Below are 21,600 nucleotides of genomic sequence, written 5' to 3' on the forward strand. Positions count from 1 at the left end.
TCATGAAACCTTCGTTATCTACATAATCATATTGTTGTATGACATTTTGCAGGAGGCACATATATGGAAAATAAATCAGCTGTCCAGCTTTATCTAGAGTTGTTGAAGAAAACAATTTTATTTGAAATATGGCTAGAATATGAACCATATTTACCTGCTTCGTTACATATTTCTAAGGAAATTCCATACGAACCAGTTACATTACCGCTCCCTTTATTCATTAAACAATATGCCGAAAACCATAACTTGAAAATTGTGAAGCCAAGTGTTTTAAAAAATGAACGTCAAGATGGATTGGATTGGCCAAGAGCAGCACATAGCATGATTGGCCGAGAACGTATTAATCAGTTACACGAAGCAATGGAAACCGTTGTTCGTGAAAATATAGATGGTGATTTTATTGAAACAGGTGTATGGCGTGGTGGATCATGCATTTTTATGAATGGTTTTTTACAAGCTTATAATATTACGAATCGTAATGTGTGGGTTGCTGATTCATTTGAAGGTTTGCCAGCACCTAATTTAGAACAATATCCGAAAGATTACGGGGACTATTTACACACGTTCGATTACTTACGTATTTCTTTAGAACAAGTGCAAGAGAATTTTAGAAAATATAATTTATTGAATGATCAAGTAAAATTTTTAAAAGGCTGGTTTAAAGATACTTTACCAACAGCGCCAATTGAAAAAATTGCAATCGCTCGCCTTGACGGTGATATGTATGAATCCACCATGGATGGCCTTGTGAACTTATACGATAAAGTTTCTAAGGGTGGCTATATAATTATTGATGACTATGGGCTACCACCATGCGCTGAGGCTGTGACAGATTTTAGAAATGAAAGAAATTTAAAAGCCCCTATTATTAAAATTGATTTATTTGGCGTTTATTGGAGAAAAGAATAAGAATCATTTTATTCAACAAGAGGTTCCATTCCGACCAATTGTTCATTCTCATCAATAGTAAAATATTTCAGGAATCTCATTACATAACATAGTCGTTTGCATATTATTGTGAAACTACAATTACTAGATCGGCCGCAAATAACGGGATAAAATAGATATTGTATATTAACAATATCTATTTATCCCCTAAGAAAGGAGTGTACTCATGAGCGAACTTGAAAAAGAAATGACATTACTCCCCCCTCCCGAACTCGTCCTATATGTAGGTGGCGATTTCAAAAAAGTTGGAAAAGAATTTATAAAGCACTTTATTAAAATTGGCGGTTTAAAATCAAACGAAAAAGTACTAGATGTAGGATGCGGTGTCGGCCGAATGGCTGTGCCACTAATGAGTTACTTAACTGATGATGGAGCATACTATGGATTTGATTTATTTAAAGAGGGAATCACTTGGTGTCAAAACAATATTGCGACTATGCGTAATAATTTTCATTTTGAACACGTTGACATATACAATCATTTCTACAATCCCGAAGGAAAAGAAGATGCTTCTCAATATAAGTTTCCATATGAAGACGGAACATTTGATTTCATCTTTTTAACTTCTGTATTTACACATCTTCTCCCGAAAGAATTAGAGCATTATGTATCAGAGATTGTACGTGTGCTCAAAAAAGATGGAAGATGTTTTATTACATTCTTTTTAATAAACCCTGAATCGTCCTATTACTTAAATGCAGGGCTAAGTACATTAGGATTTTATCATCAAATTGAAAATTGCTATGTTGTAAATAAAGACATTCCTAATTTCGCAGTTGCTTATCCTGAAACAGATATTTGTACTTTATTAAATAAATACGGGCTAGAACTGATTAATAAACCTCATTACGGCTTATGGTGTGGCAGACATGAATATACAAGTTATCAAGATATTGTTCTTGCAAAAAAAAGCTTCTGAAAGGAAGTTACGTATGACGAATGAAAAAGAAACGCCTCTCGTTTCCATCCTTATTCCTACTTATAATCGACCTCATTATTTCAAAATTGCTCTAGAAAGTGCAATAGCCCAAACTTATTCAAATATAGAAATTATTATCGGTGATGATAGTACAGATGATGAAACAGAAACTTTAATATTTGAACAGTATTTACCAAATTATAAAAACATAACATACATTCGAAACAATCCTACCCTAGGACAATTTCACAACGACCTTATCCTCTTAGAAAAATCGAATGGCGAGTATATAAATTTTTTAATGGACGATGATGTATTTTACAAGAAAAAAATAGAAAAAATGATGTCCTATTTTTTGCAGAATTCCAATGAAAACCTTGCTCTTGTCACTTCTTACCGAGTACGTATTGATGATGATGGCCATCTAATAGATGACTCCCGTTCAACGCAAAGATTATATAGCGAAGACACACCATTAAACGGAATATTATTAGGGGACTGGATGTTAAAGTCTGGCCACAATATTATCGGGGAGCCGACAACTACTTTGTTCAAAAAAAAGTTACTCACTGACCCTTTTGGCACACTAAAAGGTAGACAATATGCTTGTAGTGTCGATATGGCATCATGGATTTCCTTACTTTCTAAAGGTGATGCTGTGTATATCTCCGAGCCATTAAGTCAATTCCGCCACCATGCTGGACAACAAGTACACAACAAGCTCCTTCAAGGCTCTGAAGATTTCACACATCTCGTTATAACATCAAAAGAATATGGCTTTTTACAAAATACCACGGACTATAGAGCAGCTCTACTTAACGCCTATCAGTGGTGTAAAAATTCTTTACAATATTATCACAGTCTACCAGATCTCATTCCAGATGCACATGTACGTCTTTCCCATTGTTTGGATATAATTATTAAAGAGTTAAATTATTAAGCTATTCGACAAAATAAAAAATGTAAGAACTATACATTGTTCGTATAGTTCTTACATTTTTTCTAAACTATAAAATCCATTAATATAAAGAGCAGTAGAAAGGATTACATACAGTGAAAGATACAAATTCTCAATATCAAATAGACTACGTATTACTATTCATTTTATTTGCCATTGGGACTGTTAGTTGCTTTGCTATTGCAAGTGCACAAGCCTCTTTACCACCATTTTTACAAAACGTAAATTTTGCACTAAAGCAACTTCAATGGTACTTCATTGGATTTCTCGCTATTGGTGTTATTATGATTATCGATTTCGACCGATATCAAAAAATTGCTTGGTATTTATATAGCTTTGCAATGATACTACTTATTGGGCTAGAACTTCAAGTTCCAGGTGCCGTTACAATTAAAGGGGCTACCGCTTGGTACAGGCTTCCAGGTATCGGGAATTTTCAGCCTTCAGAAATTATGAAATTATTTTTAATTATCGTCATTGGACGAATTATAGCGGATCATAATGAAAAATACTTTCTTCGAACACCACGTGAAGATTTTATCTTACTCGGAAAAATATTCGCAACGAGTTTGCCACCACTACTACTTATTGCAAAAGAACCTGATTTAGGAAATACAATGGTAATTTCAGCGATGCTCGCAGCAATGATTTTAGTTTCTGGTATACATTGGCGCTTCATTTTCGGATTAACGTCCGGCATGTTTGCATTAGGCTCTACCTTAACATATATTTATTTTGCTCATACGGAATTCTTTAAAGAGCATATATTAAAAGAGTATCAATTAAACCGATTCTATGGCTGGCTAGCACCTTACCAATATGACGCGCAAGGCTATCAATTAAGACAAGCCTTCTTAGCTACTGGATCAGGAGAAATGCAAGGTAAAGGATGGGAAAATGGACAAGTATATTTTCCAGAACCACATACAGATTTTATTTTCACTAACGTCGCTGAACAATTTGGTTTTTTAGGTGCAAGTATCATTATTTCACTTTTTTTCTTACTCATTTTCCGCATGATTCATATCGCTTTAGAAAGCAATGATCCTTTCGGTAGTTACATTTGCGCTGGCACAATCGGTATGTTTACTTTCCAAGTATTCCAAAACATCGGTATGACAATCGGATTACTCCCTATTACAGGGATTACATTACCCCTTATGAGCTATGGAGGAAGTTCGTTGCTTACATACATGATTGCGATTGGATTTATTTTAAACGTTCGCTCACGGACGAAAATCTTTATGTTTAAATAAAGCGTATAAAAACGATATTTTTATCTCTATCCTTTTTTAGATATACTAATGAAAAATAGGCTGGAGGTTTAAATATGAAATATGACATTATAGGGGATATTCACGGCTGCTTCCAAGAGTTTCAAAACTTAACGACGAAACTAGGATATAAATGGAATAGTGGCTTGCCAGTTCATCCCGACACACGGAAGCTTGCATTCGTTGGTGATATTACAGACCGTGGCCCTCACTCATTACGGATGATTGAAATTGTATGGGAACTTGTCATACATAAAAAAGAGGCTTATTACGCTCCTGGAAATCACTGTAATAAACTGTACCGATTTTTCCTCGGACGTAATGTGAAAATCGCTCACGGACTTGAAACAACTGTTGCCGAATACGAAGCACTTCCTTCTCACGAACAAAAAGTCATAAAAGAAAAGTTCATCACCCTTTATGAACATTCCCCTTTATATCACGTACTCGCTGAGAAACGGTTAATTGTATGTCACGCTGGTATTCGGCAAGATTACATAGGAAGACAAGATAAAAAAGTAGAAACATTTGTATTATATGGCGATATTACAGGGGAAAAACATGATGATGGCTCACCTGTCCGTCGTGACTGGGCGAAAGAGTATAAAGGGGACGCTTGGATTATATATGGACATACACCAGTAAAAGAACCTCGTTTCGTGAATCATACAATCAATATCGATACTGGTGCTGTATTTGGTGGTAAACTAACGGGACTACGTTATCCTGAAATGGAGACTATTTCCGTTCCTTCTTCCCTGCCTTTTGTTCCTGAGAAATTCCGCCCAATTTCATAACCCTTCCTAGCTTAGTACAATCCACGGGTGGCAAGGGATTCTCATATTTTCTAGACGTATCCCACATAAAAACTGGGTGAAGCAATTAAAAAAGATGCGATAAAGTGCATCTTTTTTTCATTGTGCGGCATATACTGTCGCAGGAGGTGACAGAATGAAGAAAAAATCTTCTAAACAAAAAAGAAAATTCTCCCCTTTATATCTTCCCATGTACGGAATTAACAACTGGTGCGGCATTCGAGCTGCAGCGATAGAAGAACTTGAAGAACAAGAGTCATCAAAAAAAAGAAAAGATAAAACAAAATATGTCTCTTTAGAAAATGCTGTAATGAGCCGCATAATCAATCGTAGAAAAATAAAGATGCAGCAAAAAAATAAACATCTCTCTAATCACAATGAACAAGTACTGCATTCTGAAGAAGAAAAGGAAAATACGGAACAAAACATTCCTGCAGCAATAAATAAAAGCATAGAACCAGAAATTCCAGCCGCTATTATAAATCAAGTAAAAAAAATAAAAGAATCATTAGCTTCATCAATTGAGATCCAAACCGAAAAACCGATCATAACTAAGCCCCCTACAGCTGAAAATGCAAAAGTGAAAAAAAGCGGCCGGTATACACATGCAGAGGGCCTTCACTCTCATGCAGAGGGCACGGCTTCACATGCAGAAGGGCTTCTTACACACGCAAAAGGTTCTTTCTCTCATGCAGAAGGATCAAAGTCAAAAGCAACTGGACATAGTTCGCATAGTGAGGGAAGTGAAACGACAGCAGGCGGCTCTTATGCCCACGCGGAAGGTAAACATACGATTGCTTTCGGTGAAGCAGCACATGCAGAAGGAACCGCAACGATTGCTAACGGATTCTCATCTCATGCGGAAGGTAATCATACATCAACAGCTCATTTTGCAGGTAGCCATATTATGGGCAAATTTGGTACAGCAGAAGAAGCTTATTCCTGGTTTATTGCAAATGGGACAAATGACACTGATCATAATATAGGTGCAAAATGGCTTGCTCATAACGGAGAAATGTATATTGATGGTTCTTCTTACAATGCGGGCGGAACGGATTTTGCACAAATGTTTGAGACGGCAGATTCCAGCCCTATTGATGTCGGTTATTTCGTTACATTTAGTAGCGACGAAAAAATTCGAATAGCTACTTCAAACGATTCATTCATTTTAGGAATATCTAGTGCAACCCCCGCTCTTATAGGAAATAGCGGTGCTTTAAGTTGGCAAAAACGCTATAAAACCGATAACTTTGGAAAGCGTCAATATGTGCGTACAGAAACACATGAAATACAACCACTTTTAAATACCGAATGGGATCCAGCTTGTAAGTATATAGCAAGAAAAGACCGTACTGAGTGGCTTCCTGTCGGATTAATTGGACAAATGTTAGTACGTGATGATGGGACTTGCGAAACACATGGATATTGTCGTCCAAATGATGACGGCATTGCTACAAAAGCTGAAAGTGGATTTTTCGTTATTAAGCGTACGGGTGATAATCAAATTTTAATATTATTCCGCTAAGAAAAAAGGGAACAAAATTCTTCAGTGCGTAAGAATTTTGTTCCCTTTTTAAGTATGCCTTAATAACTCTTGCATATCGCTTGGAATCGTTGTAGTAAAAGACATTTCCTTTTCTAAAATAGGATGATAAAACGTCAAAGATGTACTGTGAAGTGCTTGTCGTTTCATTTCATCCCTTCTTCCTCCATATAAGTCATCGCCAAGTAACGGATGACCTATATGCGCCATATGCACACGGATTTGATGCGTTCTTCCTGTCTCAAGTTCAAGCGATACAAGCGTCTTATGAGATGAGCTCTTCATTACTCTAAAGTGAGTAACTGCCCTCTGTCCATCCTCACAAACTGTTCGCTCAATAATGCTATCCGATTTTCGTCCAATCGGTGCGTCAATCGTTCCTTCTCGTTCTATCATTTCTCCATGAACGACTGCTTCATACGTTCGTTTCACAGCTTTTTGTTGATGCTGTTTCGATAATAGATGATGCACAAAACGATTTTTTGCAATAAGCATAAGCCCTGAAGTATCACGATCTAACCTTGTTACAATGTGCACCGTACTTGCAAGATGCTGCTTATCATAATGGGATAAAAGCGCGTTGGCAATACTCCCTACCGGATGTTCTCTAGACGGAATCGTTGACATGTTCGCTTCTTTATCGATGATAAGAACTGCATCGTCTTCATATACAATGCTTAAAGGGATATTTTCCGCAATCATCCCTTCGCTTCTTTCCTCTACTGGAAAAAAGACACGTAACTCTTCACCAGCTTGTAACTGATGACGAACGCTCGCATGTTGATCGTTTACTTCAATTGCTCCGCCATGAAACTTTATATCCGTTAATGCGGCTTTAGAAATCCCTTTCGTTTTCAAAAATTCCCTAACTAAAGTTCCTTCTTCAGCCGGTCCTATATCCCATTTTAATGTAAACCTGTTCAAATATATAAACCCCTTCTATTTATCTGCAACAAACGAGTCACGGACACGTTTCCAGAACGGGAACGGACGGAAACGAACAAATCGTACTTTCTCGTTTGCAACGCGATACTGAATTGATTTCACATCTTGATGAACCATCGTCAAATGATCCACCGTGATTTGCAAGTTCATTCCTGCAGCCGGCTTCAACACACATGTATGATGTTTCGGCAATACGAGCGGTGAGCCTACGGTACGAAACACACGGTTGTTAATGGATGCCATTTCTGCAATCTGAATCGCTTCAATCGAAGGGTGAATAATTGCCCCGCCAAGAGCCTTATTATACGCAGTACTTCCTGAAGGCGTAGAAATACAAAGACCATCACCGCGGAACGTTTCAAAATACTCTCCGCGTATTTCCACTTCCGTTACTAATGTACCTTCTGCACTTTTTACAGTCGCTTCATTCATCGCTAAATACTGTGACTCTTTACTACCATTCACATAGCGAATAATCACTTCTAAAAGTGGATATTCCACCACTTGGAATGGTGTTTTAGCAATCGCAATTACTAACTTCTCTACTTCTGTCGGTAACCAATCTGCATAGAAACCTAAATGCCCTGTATGTACACCCACAAATGCTGTTTCATCCAATCGATTATAATAGCGATGAAACGCATATAAAAGAGTTCCATCTCCCCCAACAGAAATTACAATATCGGGTTCCTTTTCATCCATTGTAAATCCAAAATCTAGCAAATATTCTTTCATCGTGCTTGCCAGTGTATCTGATGATTGATCTCCCTTTGACATAATTGTAAATTTCATCGCCCAACACCCTTTAGTTTATGATTCGGAATCTTTCGTTTCTTGCTTTCTTGAGAAAGCCTTTTGCGCTTCTTGAATTTCAAGACGAATAGAAGACATTTCTTCATCTAATAAAAATGCCGCTTCTGCTGCACGTTGTAAGCGTATTTTAATATCTTCAGGAAAACGCCCACTATATTTATAATTTAAAGAATGCTCAATTGTTGCCCAAAAGTTCATTGCTAGCGTACGTATTTGTATTTCTACTAATACCTTTTTTTCTCCCTGTATCGTTTGAACAGGGTAACTAATAACAACGTGATAAGAGCGATAACCGCTATCTTTCTTTTGCGTGACATAATCACGCTCTTCCACGATTTCAAAGTCATTTCGTTTTCGAAGATATTCTACAACAGGCTTAATCTCATCCACGAATTGACACATCATTCTAAGACCAGCAATATCCTGCATATCTTCTCTCAATCGATCTAACGGTACATTTCTTTTTTCCGCTTTATCGATAATACTCGCAACTGATTTCACTCGTCCAGTTACAAACTCAATTGGGGAATGCTCCGTCAACATTGCAAACTGTGTACGCATTCCTTTTAGTTTCACTTTCAGCTCTGCCACCGCTTGGTGGTAAGGTGCTAAAAATTCTTCCCAATTTCGATTCATTTCAACCACCACCAAAATCAATCCATTTGCTTATAGAAATACTTTTTCTACAGCAGTTACTAATTCTTCTCCGTAATTTGCATTACCTTCAATATTTTCAACTAAATATTCTACTTCTTCTTTTAATCCTTCTAATTCCATTTCAACATCATTCACGTGAATAAACATTGCTGCATCTTTATTCATCGCTTCATGCATTGCTTCCCAGCATGTATGCGGAATGCTTACATAAATGAAAGATGACTCGTTTTCTAGGATATATAAAAATGATAAATTGTCTGAGTCTACAAGTACGTGATTACGCGCACTTAACTCCTTTACCTCTATTTCAGTATTTTCTGCACAAAAAATAAGAGCATTCTCTCTCTTTTCTACGCTCTTAACTTGAATTTTATTTTGCATGCTCTAACTCCTCCATCTCAACTTCCTGTCTTACTTAACAGTATTATTGTATCATAACATGGACGCAAACAAATAAAACATTGAACCAAATTTGCGAAAAAGCGATAATGTGAAAAGAATTATTTTTCAAAAGGAGCGCATACAATGACACAAGAAATTGAAATTGAATTTAAAAATATAGTTACAGAAGAAGAATTCGGCATATTATGCAAATCGTTTTCGATTGAGGCATTTACAAAACAAGTGAATCACTACTTTGAAACACCGAGCTTCTCGTTAAAAGAAACTGGCTCTGCACTTCGTATTCGTCATAAAGGGGAAACTTATACATTAACATTGAAACAACCTGCGGAAATCGGCTTATTAGAAACGCACCAAGTCGTAACAGCAGATGAAGCAAAATTGATGATGGAAACAAACACAATCATTCAAGGGGATGTAGTAGACCAACTACACAAATTACAAATTCCCGTTTCCTCTTTAACGTATATGGGCAATTTAACAACAGAAAGAGCAGAAACGTTATTTGAAGGCGGAACACTTGTCTTTGACCATAGTTTCTATTACAATCACGATGATTATGAAATCGAATATGAAGTACAAGATGAGGAAACTGGTAAAGCCTCATTTATGAATTTATTAAAGCAACATAACATACCAGTTCGCCATACAAATAACAAAGTAAAACGCTTTTTCCTTGCCAAACAAAACAAAGCACGCTAAAGTGAAAATTCCACTAGTGAGTACGTTTTACTGGTGGATACATCTCACTTAAAAAGTACAATATTCATTTATAACATATAGAATAGGCAAAGAATGTTATGAAGGCTGTTTAGTTGCCCTCTCGAACATTCCATTGCTACAATAGATATACATTTCATGGAAAAAGGAGTTTATAAAGGATGAGCAAGCAACCGATGACACCATTTGAAGCAATTGGCGGTGAACAATGCATTGCAATATTAGTGGATACATTTTATTCCTATGTCAGTAAACACCCTGACTTATCTCCCATCTTCCCGGATGATTTAACAGAAACCGCTAGGAAGCAGAAACAATTTTTAACACAATATTTAGGTGGTCCTAATTTGTACACTGAAGAACACGGTCATCCTATGTTAAGAGCACGCCATCTTCCGTTTGAGATTACTCCAAAACGAGCAGAGGCTTGGCTATCATGTATGGAGCAAGCAATGGATGATACAGGAGTGCATGGTCATATAAGAGAGTTTGTTTTTGAACGTTTAGCATTAACTGCTCAGCATATGGTTAATACTCCAAACGAAACAGGTGAAGTGTAATGGATAAGCAGGAAGCAAAGCATATCAATATGCCCTCTCCTTCCGCATGTGAGCATAAGTCTGTAGAAGCATATTTATTTATTGATCCACTTTGTAAAGATTGCTGGGAAATCGAGCCATTTATTATTAAACTATGGCTCGAATACGGGAAATACTTCTCTATTCGTCATATCGTAACAGGAAAAGTGGACGGAACGAACGCTTCCTCACACAAATGGAATAAACCTGCTAATATTCGATTTGTGTGGGAAAAGACAACAAGTTTACAAGGCTTTTCATGTGACGGAAAGGTACATATGCAAGAAGCATCATCAACACCATATTTAGTTTCGATGGCAATTAAGGCGGCGGAGTTGCAAGGCCGAAAAGCAGGTTCGAAGTTTTTGCGCAAACTCCAAGAATACATTTTCCTTGAAAATGTATCGAACCCTGACTGCGAATTATTACTTGCATGTGCGAAAGATAGCAATATTGATGTAGAAGAATTCAAAAAAGATTTACATTCCGCTAGTGCAAAAAAAGCTTTCCAATGTGACTTGAAATTCACAAATGAGATGCATATTACAGAAATACCTTCCCTCGTATTTTTTCATGCGAATTCAGATGAAGAAGGTATTAAAATCGCTGGAACTTATTCCTATGACGTATACGTACAATTATTGAAAGAACTTGTAAAATGCGAAATTGAGCCAGAACCGTTACCACCTTTAGAGGTGTTACTAGAAGCAACACAATTTATCTCTTCAAAAGAAATAGCATTTATATACGACTGCCCGCAGCAAGAAATTGAGCGCGAACTAAAAAAATTACAACTGAAACGAAAAGTACAAATGATTGAAGTAAAATGCGAACGGTATTGGAAATGGATAGCAAAAGAAAAAGACCTGGTGTAAACACCAGGTCTTTTTCTTTACGGCTTATAAAAATATTAAAGGGGATGGGAGAAATTTTCACGTTCAAACAAAGGGGTATATGTTTGTATGTGAATTCGTTCACGCTTATTATATTACAAGATTCGACGTCAGATGACAACCCCTTTTGTCGAATTTCACACTTTTGTCACATTCTAAACGTTTTCATTTTTGAATAAGCTATATAAAAGCTCTTGAAAGGAGGTGTTTTTCATAAAAAAATCCTATATGTTACTAATTTTTTTATGTATCCTTGTTTCTTTTTTCTTGTATATTCTCTCTCTACTACAAGCTTTCCCTAAAATTATTGCCTTGCCTCTTTTATTTGGGGTCATCGTCATCGCTCTTTCCTATTTCAATCATAGAAAACGATTTAAAGGGTTTTAACTTCAAAAATCAACTGTAAAACTGTCTCCTAATTTAGAAAAAGTAAGGAAATACACCTATTATTTTCGACAAATATCGACATAGTTAACTTTTTAAAACATGCGCTAAACAAAAAAGACGAGGATAAAATCCCTCGTCTTTTCTCATTAGTTCTCTTCAAATAATAACGCTTCTAATTCATTTAATTTCTCTTCAAATACTTGTAGTGCCTCTTTTACAGGTTCAGGAGATGCCATATCTACTCCTGCTCTTTTCAGCACTTCAATTGGATAATCAGAGCTTCCTGCTTTTAAGAATTCGTTAATGTAACGTTCTACTGCCGGTTGCCCTTCTTCTAAAATTTGTTTAGATAGTGCTGTTGCCGCACTAAATCCTGTTGCGTATTGATATACATAGTAGTTGTAGTAGAAATGCGGAATACGAGACCACTCTAAGCCAATTTCTTCGTCGATTACTAAAGCGTCACCGAAATATTTCTTATTTAAATCGTAGTAGATCTCCGTTAACATGTCTGGCGTAACAGCATGTCCTTCTTGTACTTTCTTATGAATAATATGCTCAAACTCTGCGAACATCGTTTGACGGAATACAGTACCACGGAATCCTTCTAAATAGTGATTTAATAAATATAGACGCTCTTTCTTATCTTCTGTCGTTTTTAATAAATAGTCATTTAGAAGTGCTTCATTACAAGTTGATGCTACTTCTGCAACGAAGATTGAATAATCTCCATATACGTGCGGTTGTGTCTTTCTTGTATAGTAACTATGCACCGAATGACCAAACTCATGAGCAAGTGTAAATAAATTATTTACATTATCATGCCAGTTCATTAAAATATACGGATTTGTCCCGTATGCACCAGATGAATATGCTCCGCTTCGTTTTCCTTTATTCTCATACACATCTACCCAGCGATTTTCATATGCTTCTTTCAAAATATCAACATACTCATCACCAAGTACATTTAAAGACTTTAATAACATTTCTTGCGCTTCTTCATACTTCACATTCATTTTCACTTCTGGTACAAGTGGTGTATATAAATCATACATATGAAGCTCATCAAGACCTAGGGCACGCTTACGAATATCAATGTAGCGATGTAGTAAGTGTAAATTATCATTTACCGATTCAACAAGTTGATCATACACCGCTTCAGGAATATTATTATTACTTAATGCAGCTTGACGTGCAGAATCGTATTTACGAACGCGTGCATTGAAATTATTACGTTTCACAGCCCCACTTAACGTACTTGCAAAAGTGTTCTTATATTTTCCGTACGTTTCATATACAGCTTTGAATGCATCTTCACGCACACGACGATCATCACTTTCTAAAAATTGAATATAACGACCATGTGTTATTTCTACTTCTTCTCCATCTTCACCTTTAATAGATGGGAATTTTAAATCCGCATTATTCAACATACCAAATGTATTACTTGATGCACTCATCACTTCAGATGCTTCTGCTAATAGCGCTTCTTCAGCTTCAGATAATACGTGCGGACGTTGACGTGTAATTTCTTCTAATGCATGCTCATATACACTTAGCTCTCGATTTTCTTGTAAGAACGTTTGTAGCGTCTCTTCTGAAATAGATAAAATTTCAGGAACGATATAAGCTGTGCTACTAGATACTTGTGAATATAAATTTGTTGCGCGATCATTTAATGCTTGATACACAGAGTTTGTTGTATCTTGATCGTAACGCATATGTGCATATGTATATAGCTTACCTAATCGCATTGAAATTTCATCTTCATATTGCAATGCCTCAAGCAAATTGTCTGCAGAGTCGCCAAGCTTCCCTTTAAATTCAGTTAACTTTGGCAATAGCTCTTTAATAGCTTGGAATTCTTTTTCCCATTCTGCATCTGTTTGGAAAATATCTTCTAATCGCCATGTGTTTGCTTCTTCAATCTCATTGCGATCTGGTAATGATTTTACTCTATTTTGTTCAGCCATTCTGTAAGCCCTCCTTTAAATATCTCTACTTAAGTACAATTCGTTTTTTTCTTATGTAATTCCTTCACGATCAGTCTTTATTATATCCCCTTTTCCTCCTCTCATGTTATACTTTGCCTCAAATAAAGATAGCGCATGCGTTAAGCAAATTTCATCATGCTTCCTAACTTCTTCCTCTGTTTGTAACATAACTACATCCCTCATTTTCTGGTACGTATAAGTATCTACTTTATGCAACACACCTACATAGCATAAAAAGGTCATATATTCAGTTACTGCCTCTTTCCATATGTGTTGCGAAAAATATGGTAGTAGACGTCTCTTCGTATACTTTTTCACGTTATGACATACATATTGAAGGGAAATACAGTCCCCTACCGCAAGCTCACCTATACACTTCATATATATGTAAGCCTGCCATATAAATGGATTTGTTTGAAAAGCAAATAAAGACGGGAGCGGAACACCTATTTCAGAAGGAAAACTCGCTGGGGTACACTTATATTGATATAAGAGGCGCAATAGTGACTTATAATTATAATTCCAAATCGGCAGGGCATTTTGCCGAAAATAGTTCTTCCTTTTCTTCCATTCTTGCCCTATTTTTTCTTTTTGGAAAGGTACGGAAGAAAAGAGCATTTCAAACGTGGTCGTATCGCTTGGTAAATATATCGTATGTGAGAAAGAAACATTTGTAGAAAATGGAGTGATAAAAGCGCATTTCATAAACGATTTTTGTTTCGGACAGAAAAAAATAAGAAATGGCTGAGGATAAGATTGTAAGGAGAAAGCCAGAAGTGAGGAGAATTTCATCCAATATGCAGATTGTTTTTTTAATTGATTTCCACCAATAATCCAGATAACTTGTATACTAGCTTGCCAATACGAATACGTTCGTTTATACAGCTGTTCTACGGAGATATTGGCGCATTGGTATTCGATCGCAATGTTTCTGCCATCTCTCTCTACGAAAATATCTGGTCGTTGCTGAATTTCTGAAAGATAATGCTCTATATCCACATGAAACTTTTGACGTTTTAACCATCTATATAACAATTCTTTTCCGTGCCTATGATACATAGATTCCGCTTCATAAAAGGCAAGGCATGAATCCACTTTCTTATGAGCAAAATGCCAGCTTTTTTGTTTCCCTAATTTCATTAGCACTTCCTTGCCGCAAGCTACGCAAAAGAATCGTTCTTTTTGGCGCATACGGTGTAAAAGCTCTTCATCACGGTTGTAGAGTAAATGAAGTTTTTCTCCGTTCTCTCTTTTAGCGATAAACATCGTCATCACACCCTTTCGATTTCTTATATTCTACAATTTATTACAAATTCCTTTTCAAAAAAGAGATGTCCCAATTTCGGACATCTCTTTTTATAATAAAGGTGATAATAACCGGTACGCCGATTCCACAATGCGTCTATGAAGACGTCTTTTATGAAAACGGTCGACATGAATTTCACTTGATTCTTCTAAATCATCTTTAAAATCTTGCACAAGTTTTCGAATACTATCTGTATCATATAAAAAGGCATTTACTTCAAAGTTCAAATGAAAGCTTCTCATATCCATGTTTGCTGTCCCAATTGAAGCTAAATCAGAATCAACGATGACAACTTTACTATGAAGAAAACCTTTTTCGTATTCATATATCTTTACTCCTGCATCTAATAGCTCTGGGAAGTACGATCTCGATGCGTAAAAGACAGTGCGCTTATCAGGCTTACTCGGCATTAACAAACGTACATCAATACCAGCAAGTGCCGCTACCTTTAACGCGGATAAAATATCATCATCAGGAATGAAATACGGCGTTGCAATCCAAATTGATTTCCGAGCCGAAGCAATCATTGCAAAATACAAATGTTTAATCGTCTCCCATTTATTATCAGGTCCACCTCCAACGAGTTGCACGCCACCCCAATGATCGCCCTCGACTGCCTCTGCTTGTAAATATTCAGGGGCTAACACAGCCTCACCAGTCATATAAAACCAATCTTGGAGAAAAATAAGTTGCAAACTTTGAACAGCTTCACCACGTAAATATAAATGCGTATCTCGCCAAAAACCGAAATATTTATCCTTCCCTAAATATTCATCACCAATATTTAATCCACCTACAAACCCTTCATTTCCATCAATAATAACGATTTTCCTATGATTCCGATAATTAATCTTATCGTTTAAAATCGGAAAGCGCACAGGGAAAAATGGAATCATTTCTACTCCTGCATCATTCAATTCTTCAATATATGAATTTGATAATTTAAAACTTCCAACTGCATCATATAAAAAACGAACGACAACGCCTTCTTTTGATTTTTGTATTAAAATATCTTTAATTTCTGTCCCTAGCTTATCATCACGTACAATGTAATACTCCATATGAATATGATGTTTTGCTCGTTTCAATCCGTCCAAAATAGCCTGAAACGTTTCATCTCCATTTGTTAATGTTCTCGTTTCAGTTTGGAATGAAATATTTAAAGCACCTAATCGATCTGCTAAACGAAATAACAACTCCTGATGCTTATGATCACGCAAAATCCGCTCTTCATAATCTTCATGTCCCTTATATTGTAAAAACGCCTGTTCATCGAGTAACGCCTTCTTTTGGAACATTCTTTTTCTCCGAAAGTTCTGTCCGAATAATAAATAAGCAAAGAACCCAAATACCGGAAAAATACCTAATACAATTAACCACGTAAGCGTTTTAGATGGATGGCGGTTTTCTAAGAAAATAACACAACCAATTAAAAACGCAGATACGGTAAATACAATACTAATAATACCTAAAATCGAAATATCTTTTATCCCAATGACATCCGAATAAAATGCTACATCAATAAACATACGTAACGAAACAAATAATGCGAACAATAGTAGGATAAAGAAAAGTAGCTTTAACGTATTTTTCATCTCTTACCTCCTAACTCAGAAAGCTTTCCTATTCTTCATATAAAAAGCCGATTTCATACTACAGAAATCGGCTTACGTTTTAGCCGGAAAATTATTGCGAATTGTTTCAAGCGCATGCTCTTTCACAATTTGTTTCCCGTACTCACTTACACGATGAATTGTTAAAGTAGATTCTTCTCCATATTCTAAAATAATACTTAAAATACGATCGATTTCTTCTTCATCATGTAGCACTTCATCGAATTCCACATATACATAATAGCGGTCCTCAAATGAATACAGTTCATCTTTTATATCCTCAAAGATTAGACGATGACTTAACGAAATGACATCTTCAAAATCATTAAACTTAATTAAAAAGCCTAACGTACCATCTTCATTAAAGGTTGTTCCTGCTTGTTCTTCTACTTCTTCCACTAATTCTTGCTGGAATAAGGATTCAATCCCTTCATCTAATGGAATGTCTATAATTTTGTCTACACCTATCGGCAGTTCTAACTTTTGTCCATCCTTTGAAAGTTCTGCTTTCGTTACAAGTATTTCAATCCCTTTATCGACTGCTTGCACTTGAATCCATAACGGTCCATCAATAAAGAAATCATCGTGATCACGCGCTTCATCCATCATCTCCCAAAAGAGCTCTTCACTTCGTTCGCGGTCGTACCATATTTCTTCTCGATTAAAACCTCTGTCCTCTATATCAATGTACGTAATAAAAAATTTCATCGTATGATCATTAATTCTTTCAATATCCAAAATATAACTCTCCCTTCCTGCTTAGTATTGTTATGAAGGGATTCCCCACTCATATGATAAATCAATAGATTCTTGTACTTTCATTTTATGATAAGATTCTCCAGAATGGAAATAAAATCGATTTATTTTACAAAAATAGTTATATGCCTATCTTCACTCGATCATCTACATAAATATATCATTATATTGATTTCTTACTCACAAAAAATTTGGACATACATTTCCACATTCCCCCGTACACTGTAATAAAGTGAAACTTCTATTAGAGAAGGTTTTTAGTCCCCAAAGATGCAGGAATCTTTCTTCATCACATACATATAGTTCGCTTATTAAAACATCATAAATGGAGGCAGAAGAATGGACTTAGAGTTTTTAACATCTGTACTAATGATTGTCGGTATCGATGTTGTACTAGGTGGTGATAATGCCATTGTCATCGCACTAGCTAGCCGAAATTTACCTGAATCAAAACGAAATAAAGCCATTCTGATCGGTACTGTTTTAGCAATTGTGCTACGCATTCTCCTTACAATACTAGCTGTCTATTTACTCGACATTCCATTTCTACAGCTTACTGGCGGGGTTTTACTTACATTAATTGCAGTAAATTTACTAACTGATAATAGCAACGATCTTTCTGCTATTCAAGGAAAAACAACTTTATTCCAAGCAGTGCGTACAATCGTATTCGCGGATCTTGTTATGGGATTTGATAATGTTATTGCCATTGCAGGTGCAGCTCACGGGAGGTTTATACTCGTAATAATCGGTTTACTCATTTCTATCCCGATTATTATTTGGGGCAGTAAACTTATTTTAATACTTATGGAACGCTTTCCACTCCTCATTTATTGCGGAGCAGCCATTCTTTCCTATACAGCAGGAAAAATGGTTACACACGAAGACAGACTTGCAACATTTTTTCACAACAACCCAAGTTTCACCAAAGGCATTCCTTTCTTGTTCATTTTCACCGTTCTATGCATCGGCTTTATCGTTCAACAAGTACGATTACGGAATGTGAAACATTAAAAAAAACCTTCTACTCTATAATAAGTAGAAGGTTTTCATATTATTATAATTAATTTACAAGACGCTGTGCTTCACGCAATTGGAACGTTCTTACTGTACGTGGTAAGAAACGACGGATTTCGTCTTCGTTGTAACCTACTTGAAGGCGTTTTTCGTCAATCATAATTGGACGACGTAAAATTCCTGGATAGTCACGAATCATCTTATATAAATCTTGAAGTGGTAAAGACTCTAAGTTTACATTTAATTCTTGGAAAACTTTAGAACGAGTAGAAATAATCTCATCCGTTCCGCTTTCTGTCATACGTAAAATCTCTTTAATTTCCTCAATCGTTAATGGATCTGAGAAAATATTACGTTCTGTATAAGGAATATGATTTTCCTCTAGCCATAATTTCGCCTTTCTACAAGACGTACAGCTTGGAGAACTATATAATGTTACCATACAAAGCTCACTCTCCTTAAAGAGTACAAATTCTGTACTAATTACAGTTTAAATTTCTAATTTCAGCAATTTTTTGCGATAACTTGTCTTATAGCAAAGTGCAAAAATCGCATTTCATGTAAGCAACAACTTATAACAAACAACAATTACTTTTAATAAGTAACTTCTATAATCATTATACAATAGATTTTGCAAGAAATATACAGTAAATTTCCTGCTAGTTGAGAAAACTCTTCCGAGTATTCCACTGCTATGTAACATGATTACACTGTCTTTAACTGTCCTTTAACAACGATATCTAACCCTTTGAACACGCGATTTTCATAGATTTCTCATATGATATATAGTTATTTTCCCATAATCTTTCCTATGAAAAAGAGAACGTTTTCTTACCTTTCCCTGATAATTCAATTAAGAAATGTAAGACTATATAGAAGAAAGAAAAGCAAGAACATTCGTTCTTATTTTAACAAACATTCTTTCCCATGTCTACATGATTTCTAAAGTAATGAAATATTTTTCTGACATTTCTTTCTTTTTTTCCTTTTATCTCATACAATAAACATAGAGACAGGCAAAGGGGGGAATTTGCATATGATCGCTTTTTTTACTGATTTTATCATTGTTGCTACCCTCATCATCGGAATCACAGCATTGATTGGTGTCATTACAAATAGCATCGGTGAAAAACTCTTTGGCGGAAAAGAAAAGATGAAGTTTGTTAATAAAAGTTTGGATGTGCAGTCCGGCTGGAACCAAGTTGGCGGGAAAGGTATTTATAAGAAACGTACGTATTAAAAAAAAGCAGGTAATCACCTGCTTTTTTTTATTTCTCTACTGATGCCCATTTGAAGCTTACTTCGCCACCATATTTATGATTGTACATATCTTTAATTGTTTCTCTTTGTAAGTATGCTCTACCACGTTGATATACTGGAACAATCGCAGCGTCATCAAGTAACATTTTTTCCGCTTCTAATAAGTTCTTCCAGCGAGCATTTACGTCGCTTCCATCTTTCTTCGCTTTCATAATAATCTCATCGTACTTCGGATTAGAATAATTCATTTTATTTTGTGGCCCGTCAGTTACGAACATATCAAGATATGTAATTGGATCTGGGAAGTCTGCACTCCATCCAGAGAATGACATTACATAGTCACCCGCATCTTCTAATTTTAGTTTTTGTGCGAATGGCTGTTGTTTAATTTTCACTGTTAAACCTGGTAAATTCTTTTCTAACTCACCTTTTAAATATTCACCAGTTTTCTTCGATAATTCAACGTCTTCATTTAATAACTCTAATTCAATTTCATTTTTACCAAGCTCTTTTTTACCAGCTTCCCAATACTTTTTCGCTTCTTTCACATTTGGTGTGACAATATCTCCATTTTCAGCACGGAAATCTTTGTTATCCGGCCCTTTAATAAAGTTATCTGGAATTAATCCCGTCGCTGGCTTAGAACCATTATTTAATAACGTATCAACGAATGGTTTACGGTCAAAACCAAGAGAAATTGCTTTACGAATATTTTTATTTGCTAAAGCTGGGTCTTTTTGATTTAAGCGAAGGAAGAATACAGAAGTATCTTCTACCGTTTTAAAATCTGGTTTCCCCTTATATTTATCGATGAACTCTGCTAATAACGTCGCTCGATCGACTGCGTTTGTTTCATATAAATTAATTGGTGTAGACGTATCTTTTACAATATTAAAGTTTACTTCGTCAAGCTTCACTTCTTTATTGTCCCAATATGATGGGCTCTTTGTCATCTTGAAGCTACGTTCATGCTGCCAATCACTTAATGTAAATGGACCATTATAAAGTGTTGTGTTTGCTTCTAAACCAAACTTCGTACCTTGCTCTTTCACATACTTTTCATTAACAGGATAGAAGATCGGATAGACCATTAAATCAACAAGATATGGAATAGAATTATCCAATTCTACTTCTAATGTATGATCATCAATTGCTTTTACGCCTAATTGATCTGGACTCATCTCTCTTTTATTAATTTTTTCTGCATTTTTTATATCATACATAATGTACGCTGATTTTGCAGCTGTATCTGGATTAATCGCTCTTTGCCATCCATATACGAAATCTTTCGCTGTTACAGGTTCACCATTTGACCATTTTGCATCTTCACGTAATTTAAATGTATACTTTTTACCGTCTTCTGACTTTTGGAATTCTTTCGCTACACCTGGAACTAACTTATCATCTTTTCCAAGACGGTATAGTCCTTCCATCGTGTTGTTCATTACTTTCGAAGAAACTGCATCAGCTGATAAAGCTGGGTCCATCGTTGGAATTTCTTGTGTTTCAATTAAGTTAATAACTTGCTTCGTACCGCTTTTCCCGCTATCCCCTTTTGCGTTCGCTTGCGGCTCATCTTTTTGATAACTACATGCCCCTAAAATCATGCTCATTGCTACTGTTGATGCTACAAAAACTGGTATCTTTTTTTTCATACTTCCACCCCTCCAAAAAATGTTAGCCCTTTCATTTTCAAACAGAAAGAAATATATATATGTTCTAATAATTCATATTATACACACAAATATATTTTTTGTATATTTATATTTCTATTTTATTAAAATTTTCTGTTAACACCCAAC

At 35.8% G+C, this 21,600-nt stretch carries 21 protein-coding genes; 11 read left to right on the plus strand and 10 right to left on the minus strand.

Features of this window, described 5'->3' with window-relative positions:
- Positions 1-63: 63 nt before the first annotated feature.
- From COC96_RS10045 to COC96_RS10070, 6 genes are all read left to right on the plus strand, one after another.
- Positions 64-909 (plus strand): TylF/MycF family methyltransferase, encoded by an 846-nt coding sequence (locus COC96_RS10045; protein ID WP_098768720.1) that lies wholly within the window; start codon positions 64-66, stop codon positions 907-909.
- A gap of 205 nt (positions 910-1,114) precedes the next feature.
- A complete protein-coding gene (locus COC96_RS10050) occupies positions 1,115-1,867 on the plus strand; it encodes a class I SAM-dependent methyltransferase (RefSeq protein ID WP_098768721.1) in 753 nt (250 codons plus the stop codon).
- Positions 1,868-1,880: 13 nt separating this feature from the next.
- Positions 1,881-2,807 carry a glycosyltransferase family 2 protein gene (locus COC96_RS10055; protein ID WP_098768749.1) on the plus strand — a complete coding sequence of 309 codons (927 nt, stop codon included), beginning with the start codon at positions 1,881-1,883 and terminating at the stop codon, positions 2,805-2,807.
- A gap of 113 nt (positions 2,808-2,920) precedes the next feature.
- Entirely contained in the window at positions 2,921-4,081 is a 1,161-nt protein-coding gene (locus COC96_RS10060) for an FtsW/RodA/SpoVE family cell cycle protein (protein WP_098269044.1), read from the plus strand.
- 74 nt (positions 4,082-4,155) lie between these two features.
- Positions 4,156-4,896, plus strand: a complete 741-nt coding sequence (gene prpE / locus COC96_RS10065; protein ID WP_098269043.1) for a bis(5'-nucleosyl)-tetraphosphatase PrpE — start codon at positions 4,156-4,158, stop codon at positions 4,894-4,896.
- 154 nt (positions 4,897-5,050) lie between these two features.
- Complete coding sequence (locus tag COC96_RS10070) at positions 5,051-6,439, plus strand: peptidase G2 autoproteolytic cleavage domain-containing protein (RefSeq protein ID WP_098269042.1); 1,389 nt, start codon at positions 5,051-5,053, stop codon at positions 6,437-6,439.
- Positions 6,440-6,487: 48 nt separating this feature from the next.
- On the opposite strand, the gene COC96_RS10075 is transcribed toward COC96_RS10070, so the two are convergent.
- The 4 genes from COC96_RS10075 to COC96_RS10090 are packed head-to-tail and all read right to left on the minus strand — an operon-like array spanning position 6,488 to position 9,253.
- Positions 6,488-7,381 carry an RluA family pseudouridine synthase gene (locus COC96_RS10075; RefSeq protein WP_098269041.1) on the minus strand — a complete coding sequence of 298 codons (894 nt, stop codon included), beginning with the start codon at positions 7,379-7,381 and terminating at the stop codon, positions 6,488-6,490.
- Between the two features lie 15 nt (positions 7,382-7,396).
- Positions 7,397-8,194 carry an NAD kinase gene (locus COC96_RS10080; protein WP_000673196.1) on the minus strand — a complete coding sequence of 266 codons (798 nt, stop codon included), beginning with the start codon at positions 8,192-8,194 and terminating at the stop codon, positions 7,397-7,399.
- Positions 8,195-8,212: 18 nt separating this feature from the next.
- On the minus strand, positions 8,213-8,851 hold the full coding sequence (locus COC96_RS10085; protein WP_001081480.1) for a GTP pyrophosphokinase: 639 nt from the start codon (positions 8,849-8,851) through the stop codon (positions 8,213-8,215).
- A gap of 30 nt (positions 8,852-8,881) precedes the next feature.
- Positions 8,882-9,253, minus strand: a complete 372-nt coding sequence (locus COC96_RS10090; RefSeq protein WP_097903981.1) for a hypothetical protein — start codon at positions 9,251-9,253, stop codon at positions 8,882-8,884.
- 144 nt (positions 9,254-9,397) lie between these two features.
- On the opposite strand from COC96_RS10090, the gene COC96_RS10095 reads away from it, so the two are divergent.
- The 3 genes from COC96_RS10095 to COC96_RS10105 all read left to right on the plus strand — a co-directional run bounded on the left by COC96_RS10095 (position 9,398) and on the right by COC96_RS10105 (position 11,447).
- Positions 9,398-9,976: a CYTH domain-containing protein gene (locus COC96_RS10095; protein ID WP_098269040.1), complete on the plus strand. Its 579-nt coding sequence runs from the start codon at positions 9,398-9,400 to the stop codon at positions 9,974-9,976.
- A gap of 179 nt (positions 9,977-10,155) precedes the next feature.
- Positions 10,156-10,554, plus strand: coding sequence for a globin domain-containing protein (locus tag COC96_RS10100; RefSeq protein WP_000043382.1), 399 nt, complete (start codon positions 10,156-10,158; stop codon positions 10,552-10,554).
- Positions 10,554-11,447 carry a ClpXP adapter SpxH family protein gene (locus COC96_RS10105; RefSeq protein WP_098269039.1) on the plus strand — a complete coding sequence of 298 codons (894 nt, stop codon included), beginning with the start codon at positions 10,554-10,556 and terminating at the stop codon, positions 11,445-11,447. Before COC96_RS10100 ends, COC96_RS10105 begins: the two co-directional genes overlap by 1 nt.
- 551 nt (positions 11,448-11,998) lie before the next feature.
- Here the strand turns inward: COC96_RS10105 and pepF are convergent.
- The 4 genes from pepF to mecA all read right to left on the minus strand — a co-directional run bounded on the left by pepF (position 11,999) and on the right by mecA (position 17,503).
- On the minus strand, positions 11,999-13,825 hold the full coding sequence (gene pepF, locus COC96_RS10115) for an oligoendopeptidase F (RefSeq protein ID WP_098768722.1): 1,827 nt from the start codon (positions 13,823-13,825) through the stop codon (positions 11,999-12,001).
- Positions 13,826-13,876: 51 nt separating this feature from the next.
- Positions 13,877-15,121, minus strand: coding sequence for a competence protein CoiA (locus tag COC96_RS10120; RefSeq protein WP_098768723.1), 1,245 nt, complete (start codon positions 15,119-15,121; stop codon positions 13,877-13,879).
- 81 nt (positions 15,122-15,202) lie between these two features.
- Positions 15,203-16,747, minus strand: coding sequence for a cardiolipin synthase (locus COC96_RS10125; RefSeq protein ID WP_098269036.1), 1,545 nt, complete (start codon positions 16,745-16,747; stop codon positions 15,203-15,205).
- Positions 16,748-16,819: 72 nt separating this feature from the next.
- The gene (gene mecA, locus COC96_RS10130) at positions 16,820-17,503 is read right to left on the minus strand and encodes an adaptor protein MecA (protein ID WP_098269035.1); all 684 of its coding nucleotides are present in this window, start codon (positions 17,501-17,503) and stop codon (positions 16,820-16,822) included.
- Positions 17,504-17,860: 357 nt separating this feature from the next.
- On the opposite strand from mecA, the gene COC96_RS10135 reads away from it, so the two are divergent.
- The gene (locus COC96_RS10135; RefSeq protein ID WP_098269034.1) at positions 17,861-18,535 is read left to right on the plus strand and encodes a TerC family protein; all 675 of its coding nucleotides are present in this window, start codon (positions 17,861-17,863) and stop codon (positions 18,533-18,535) included.
- Positions 18,536-18,584: 49 nt separating this feature from the next.
- On the opposite strand, the gene spx is transcribed toward COC96_RS10135, so the two are convergent.
- Complete coding sequence (gene spx, locus COC96_RS10140; RefSeq protein ID WP_000258267.1) at positions 18,585-18,980, minus strand: transcriptional regulator Spx; 396 nt, start codon at positions 18,978-18,980, stop codon at positions 18,585-18,587.
- 594 nt (positions 18,981-19,574) lie between these two features.
- Here spx and COC96_RS10155 point away from each other — a divergent pair.
- Positions 19,575-19,778, plus strand: a complete 204-nt coding sequence (locus tag COC96_RS10155; protein ID WP_000559981.1) for a hypothetical protein — start codon at positions 19,575-19,577, stop codon at positions 19,776-19,778.
- A 28-nt stretch (positions 19,779-19,806) separates the two neighbouring features.
- On the opposite strand, the gene COC96_RS10160 is transcribed toward COC96_RS10155, so the two are convergent.
- Complete coding sequence (locus COC96_RS10160; protein WP_098269032.1) at positions 19,807-21,453, minus strand: peptide ABC transporter substrate-binding protein; 1,647 nt, start codon at positions 21,451-21,453, stop codon at positions 19,807-19,809.
- Positions 21,454-21,600 lie beyond the last annotated feature (147 nt).

The organism is Bacillus cereus (assembly GCF_002577405.1).
In the GTDB taxonomy this organism is placed as follows: Bacteria; Bacillota; Bacilli; order Bacillales; family Bacillaceae_G; genus Bacillus_A; species Bacillus_A cereus_AU.